The sequence below is a fragment of the Armatimonadota bacterium genome, assembly GCA_017993055.1.
In the GTDB taxonomy this organism is placed as follows: Bacteria; Armatimonadota; UBA5829; order DTJY01; family DTJY01; genus JAGONM01.
This window is the reverse complement of sequence record JAGONM010000073.1, coordinates 1-6054: the sequence shown is the minus strand read 5'-3', so window position 1 is coordinate 6054 and position 6054 is coordinate 1. Positions and strand designations below refer to the sequence as shown.

At 61.0% G+C, this 6054-nt stretch carries 5 protein-coding genes; all 5 read left to right on the top strand.

Going from position 1 to position 6054, the window contains the following annotated elements; translation table 11 throughout:
• On the top strand, positions 1 to 2131 hold a 2131-nt coding region (locus KBC96_15380), incomplete at its 5' end, for a VWA domain-containing protein (protein ID MBP6965775.1).
• Between the two features lie 16 nt (positions 2132 to 2147).
• Complete coding sequence (locus KBC96_15375; GenBank protein MBP6965774.1) at positions 2148 to 3215, top strand: PEP-CTERM sorting domain-containing protein; 1068 nt, start codon at positions 2148 to 2150, stop codon at positions 3213 to 3215.
• A gap of 129 nt (positions 3216 to 3344) precedes the next feature.
• A complete protein-coding gene (locus KBC96_15370) occupies positions 3345 to 3800 on the top strand; it encodes a dTDP-4-dehydrorhamnose 3,5-epimerase family protein (protein MBP6965773.1) in 456 nt (151 codons plus the stop codon).
• A gap of 282 nt (positions 3801 to 4082) precedes the next feature.
• Complete coding sequence (gene rfbB, locus KBC96_15365; protein MBP6965772.1) at positions 4083 to 5090, top strand: dTDP-glucose 4,6-dehydratase; 1008 nt, start codon at positions 4083 to 4085, stop codon at positions 5088 to 5090.
• A 140-nt stretch (positions 5091 to 5230) separates the two neighbouring features.
• Positions 5231 to 6054 (top strand): GHMP kinase (locus KBC96_15360; protein ID MBP6965771.1); only part of this gene is annotated, 824 nt, incomplete at its 3' end.

Below are 6054 nucleotides of genomic sequence, written 5' to 3'. Positions count from 1 at the left end.
GGCTGACGGGTTCGTTGACGGGAACAGCGATCCCGTGCTTGGGGTCCGCGTTGCCGCTCTGGACCTCGCCGCCGGGAACTCCATCACTCTCCCCGCGCAGGTCGGGGCGATCGTTCGCGTCGTCGGCATCAGTTCCTGCGCAACGGTCAACCAGACCCGTGCGCGTATGATACGGGTGAGGTCACAGGCTGATGTCCCGCTCGTGATGTACGTGAAGCCCGACGGTAACGACAACAACAACGGCTCGACGTGGGCACTCGCCAAGCGATCCGTTCAGGGCGCACTCAACGCGGCATCAGTCGGCGCGGAGATATGGGTCGCTCACGGAACGTACGCCGAGAACGTTACCCTCGCGGACGGCGTGGGGCTATATGGGGGATTCGTCGGAAACGAAACCCTTCGACAGGAAAGAAACATCCTGGGCAACCCGACGATACTGGACGGAGGAGCATCGGACTCGGTCGTAACCTGTCCATCCGGCCTGACGTCGAGCACCGTCATTGACGGATTCACTATTCGAAACGGCAGAGCGCAGTCGGGGGCCGGCATCAAGTGTGTGAGTTCCTCTCCGACGATCACTCACAATATGATCGCCGGCAACACAGCGTATACGGACACCGCCGGCATCGCCTCCGGGGGAGGCATCTACTGCTCGGGCGGCTCGCCGCTCATCGCGGGGAATGTCATACACTCGAACCATGCCGAGGCTAGCGCCGGAGCTGAGTATGGCGCAGGCATATACTGCGAGTCATGCGGGTCCGCCCGCGTTGTCAATAACACCATAAGTGACAACACCCACGGCACTGGCCCGTGGTCGCACGGCGGCGGAATCTACTCCAGCGGCTCGTCCCTGCTGTTCGCGAACAACATCGTAGTGTCCAACACCTCCGGTGTGTACGTCTCCGGAGGCACCATTGAGGTAGTCAACAACTGCGTGTACGGCAATACCGCGTACCGCTACTCCGGCATCACCGATCCAACCGGAACGGACGGCAACATCTCGGACGACCCGCTGCTCGGCGTGGACGGAGTGCATCTCCGACCGGACTCGCCTTGCGTGGGCGTCGGCTCGAATGGGGCATCGGGCATGCCCGCCGCGGACATTGACTCCCAGTCGCGAGTGCAGTATAGCACGGTTGATATCGGCGCGGACGAGAGCGACGGATGCTGGTGGTTCGTGATGGAGCTTTCCGCGAATCCTCCGTATGCGGCGGCGGGAGACACTATACCCATAACAGCCCTACTCGCCGGAGGAGATGTCGAGGGGTGTGTCGTCTGCTTCAGCGTTTCCGATGCGACGATCACGGAGTTCAACGGCAGTCCACTTCCGTCGGGGATGAGGAGTTACTGTGGAATTGCGGACGAAAACGGGTCAGCGACGGCGCTCATCTCGCGGGCAACGCCGGGGCAGGTCACAGTCACCGTCCGGGGCGGGAATTCCTGCGGGACCGGGTTCACCACGCAGCGGACTGACACTTGGTTCGTCGATCCCGAGTCGGTTCAGGACGTTATGTTCGTCATTGACCGTTCCGGCTCAATGGCAGGCCATGAGGCATCATATCCGGAAGAAGGTAGCGTACAGGCATTCGTTCGGGAGATCAGCGGCCTGATGCCGCAAACCAGATTCGGAGCTGTCACGTTCTCCGATACATGGGAGGGGCGGTCTACCCAGATCCTATCCTTGAGCCAGTTCACCGGCGAAGACCGTGTTGATGACTTCTGCGACTGGGTGAGCGACTCTCCGGCAGATGGCAATACGGAGGAGCAGACGAATGCCCTGTACACGGCTATCGCCGATCTGCAGACCAACTCGCCGTCGGAACGCCGCAGGTTCGTTGTGTTTGTGACAGATGCCTACATGAACAACAGCAGTCAGCTAACTCATCTGGACATCGTTCAGAACCTGGACGCGCTGACTGGGTCGAACGGCGGAGGCGTCTTCGTTTCGCTTTGGGAGCAATGGCAGGGGTCTCTGTACCAGCACTACTCGCAGAGTTTCACAAATGATCCCGCACACCCCTCTCTTGCCGTCAATGGAGGATTTGATCACACCAACTATGCCAACTCCGCGCCCGCTGACGGCAGATATATGTTTGATACATTCAAGAAGCGAATACTCTACAGCCAATAGTAGGTAGGTGGAATAGATGCGGACTCTAGCGATGGCAATGCTCATACTGGCCACAGCTTGCGGCCAAGTCAACGCAGTTCCCTACAGAATCCGAGACCTGGGCATCATAGGCGGCAGCGAGAGCTTCGTCCGTGGAATCAACGATCACGGCCAAGTGGTAGGTACTACCGATAACGGATTCGGCTCGTGGCCGTACCGAGCCTTCTTGCTGGCGGATGGTGTGATGCGGGATATCGGAACACTGGGTGGCACCAACAGCTCTGCGTGCTGCATCAACAACAGCGGTCAGGTGGTCGGCTCGTCCAGGACCGACAGTGATTCAACCCATGCCTTCCTATGGCAGGACGGTACCATGCTGGATCTCAATACGCTGGGAGGCGCCAGTAGCGCCGCCGGAGCCATCAATGATATCGGACAGGTAGTAGGGTCTTCCAGCACTGCCGATGGCTCGAATCATGCCTTCCTATGGCAGGAGGGTGTGATGCAGGACCTCGGCACATTGGGGGGCGGTTACGGCCACGCGCACGATATCAATGATAATGGACAGATAGTGGGCGGCGCTGACACCGCCGATGGGTTCAGCAAGGCTTTCCTGTGGCAGGACGGTGTGATGCAGAATCTCGGTACGCTGGGGGGGCGAAGCAGTACTGCCAATGGCATCAACAACAGCGGCCAGGTGGTAGGCTGGTCCAGCCTTGCTGATGGTGGTCACCGCGCTTTTCTATGGCAGAACGGTACGATGCAAGACCTTGGCACGCTCGGAGCCGACAGCTACGCCAGTAGCATTAACGATAGTGAACAGATAGTGGGCTATTACTGCACACCCGACTTTCTTCGGCGCGCTTCTCTCTGGCAGGGCGGCATGATCTACGACCTCGGTACACTCCCTGGGGGCAACTCCAGTCAGGCCTCTGCCATCAACAATGCCGGGCAGATTGTGGGATGGTCGGATACCGCCGACGGCGAAAGGCACGCCGTCCTCTGGGAACCCGTCCCCGAGCCGTCCTCCCTTCTCGCGCTTGGAGGCGGGTTGGCGGCGGTCTGCCTGCCGTGGATCCGGAGGCGCGTCCGCATGAGGGCGTGACCTTCACGACGCGGCGCCCTACCGGACGCTTCGGACGCCACCGTGAGAGATCGCTTTTCGCGAGGCCTCGGTTGACTTCGCCTCACCCCGGGGGTATACTTCTCCCAGCACGCATCCCGGGAGGGCAACATGATCGAGGGCGTGAAGATCAAGCAGCTTCAGCGGCATGCCGACGAGCGCGGATGCCTCACCGAAATCCTCCGGCGCGACGACGAGATATTCGCCGAGTTCGGGCAGGTCTACGCGACGGTGAACTACCCCCAGGTCGTCAGGGCCTGGCACTACCACAAGAAGCAGGACGACTTCTTCGCCGTCGTGAAGGGCATGGCGAAGGCGGTCCTCTACGACGCGCGCGAGGGTTCGCCGACGAAGGGCGAGGTGAACGAGTTCTTCCTCGGCGAGCAGAACATGATCCTGCTCAGGATTCCCGTCGGCGTCTACCACGGATACAAGACCGTCGGCGACGAGACCGCGATACTGCTCAACCTGCCCACGCGAACGTACGACCCGTCCGATCCCGACGAGTACCGCCTGCCCTGGGACTCGCCCGAGGTGCCCTACGACTGGGCGATTGTGATGAAGTGAGCAGAGAACACGGAGACACGGAGGGGTACGGAGAACACGGAACTCCATTAGGAAAGCAGGAAGGGAAGCATCGAACACCGAACATCGAACGTCCAACAATGATCTCTGAACTGATCGGTACTTCGGCGTTGGATGTTGAGTATTCGACGTTCGCATCCTCTCACGGTTTACTGATACGAAGCATTTTCCGTGCCCTCCCTTTCTTCCGTGCTTCCGCGTTCTCCGGAACCGCCCGGATTGGCGGCTCGTATTCTGAAGTAGATTGCACTCCGGACAAGAACCATGAAGAAGATACTCGTCACGGGCGGCGCGGGCTTCATCGGAAGCAACTTCTGCCGCTACATGCTCGATAAGCACCCCGAATGCAGCATTTCCGTGCTCGACGCCCTCACCTACGCGGGGAACATGGACAACCTCGCGGACATGATCGGAAGCCCGCGGTTCGAGTTCACCCACGGCGACATCCGCGACCGAGAGGCCGTCGAGCCGCTGATGCGCGAGTGCGACGCCGTCGTCAACTTCGCCGCCGAGACGCACGTTGACCGCTCGATCGCCGACCCGGGCGGCTTCGTGCTGACCGACGTCTTCGGCGTGTTCGTGCTCCTCGAAGCCGCGAAGAAGCTCGGCGTGGAGCGCTTCGTCCACATCTCGACCGATGAGGTGTACGGCGCGATCGCGGAAGGCTCCTTCCGGGAGGGCGACCCGCTATGCCCGAACAGCCCCTATTCCGCTAGCAAGGCGGGCGGAGAACTGCTCGCCCGGTCCTACTTTGCGACCTACGGGATGCCGATTATTATTACCAGGGGATCGAACAACTTCGGCCCGTACCAGTACCCGGAGAAGCTGATACCGCTCTTCATCACGAACGCGATGGAGGGCAAGTCGCTCCCCGTCTACGGCGACGGGAACCAGGTGCGCGATTGGATCTACGTGCTCGATCATTGCGAGGGCGTGGACGTCGCGCTCCACGAAGGCGTCCCCGGCGAGGTCTACAACGTCGGCGGCGGGAACGAGCGCACGAACCTGTATATCACGAAGGCGATCCTCTCGATACTCGGGAAGCCCGAGTCGCTCATCAAGTACGTGAAGGACCGGCCCGGTCACGACCGGCGATACTCGATTGACTGCTCGAAGCTCGGCTCTCTCGGATGGAAGCCGGGGCGCGACTTCGACGAGGCGCTCGAGGAGACGGTGAAGTGGTACGTCGAGAACGAGTCCTGGTGGCGCAAGATCAAGGACCACCAGCCGGAGTACAAGGCGTTCACGCGGAAGTGGTACGGGAAGAGATGAAGTCACCGGTTACCGGTAACCAGTGATCAGTTCGCCCGTCATGCTGAACTTGTCTCAGCATCCATAGATCCCGAATCGAGTTCAGGATGACGCCCGCGAAACTGGTTACTGTTTACTGGTAACTGGCAACTGGAGAGCACATGATCATCACGCAGACGCCCCTGCGGATAAGCTTCGCGGGAGGCGGCACCGATTTCGAGGGGTTCTACCGGGACGGCGGCGGATGCGTCGTCTCCACAGCGATAGACAAGTACATCTACGTCATCATCAAGGAACGCTTCGACGACAAGATCCGCGTCGGGTACTCCAAGACCGAGATGGTGGACTCCGTGGACGAAATCGAGCACGAACTCGTCCGCGAGTGCCTGCGCAAGACGGGCATCACGAGCGGGGTCGAGATCTCGACCATGGCGGACATCCCCTCGGAGGGGTCCGGCCTCGGGTCGTCGAGCACGGTCACCGTCGGCCTCCTGAACGCGATGTATGCCTACCAGGGCGAGATCAGGCCCGCGGACATCCTCGCCGACGAGGCGTGCGACATCGAGATCAACGTGCTCGGCAAGCCGATCGGGAAGCAGGACCAGTACATCGCGGCGTTCGGGAGCATGCGGCTGATCGAGTTCCGGTCGTCGGGCGCGGTGGACGTATCGCCGGTCGAGATCGGCATGGAGAAGAGGCATCGTCTCGGCGAGAGCGTGATGCTCTTCTACACGGGCGTCACGCGCAAGGCCGACGTGATACTCTCCCAGCAGAAGGCGAACATCGAAGACAAGCGCAGAACTCTCGAGACCATGCGGCAGCAGGCCTACGACCTGCGCGAGAGCCTCCTCGCGGGCGATCTGGACGCGGTCGGCCGCACGATGCACGCGGGCTGGCTGCTCAAGAAGCAGCTCGCGAACAACATCAGCAACGGGCACATTGACGAGATATACCAGGCGGCGGTCGAGGCGGGAGCGCTCGGCGG

Coding starts and splice junctions, on each gene's coding strand:
- KBC96_15375 (MBP6965774.1), top strand. CDS start 2,148: ATGCGGACTCTAGCGATGGCAATGCTCATACTGGCCACAGCTTGCGGC.
- KBC96_15370 (MBP6965773.1), top strand. CDS start 3,345: ATGATCGAGGGCGTGAAGATCAAGCAGCTTCAGCGGCATGCCGACGAG.
- rfbB (MBP6965772.1), top strand. CDS start 4,083: ATGAAGAAGATACTCGTCACGGGCGGCGCGGGCTTCATCGGAAGCAAC.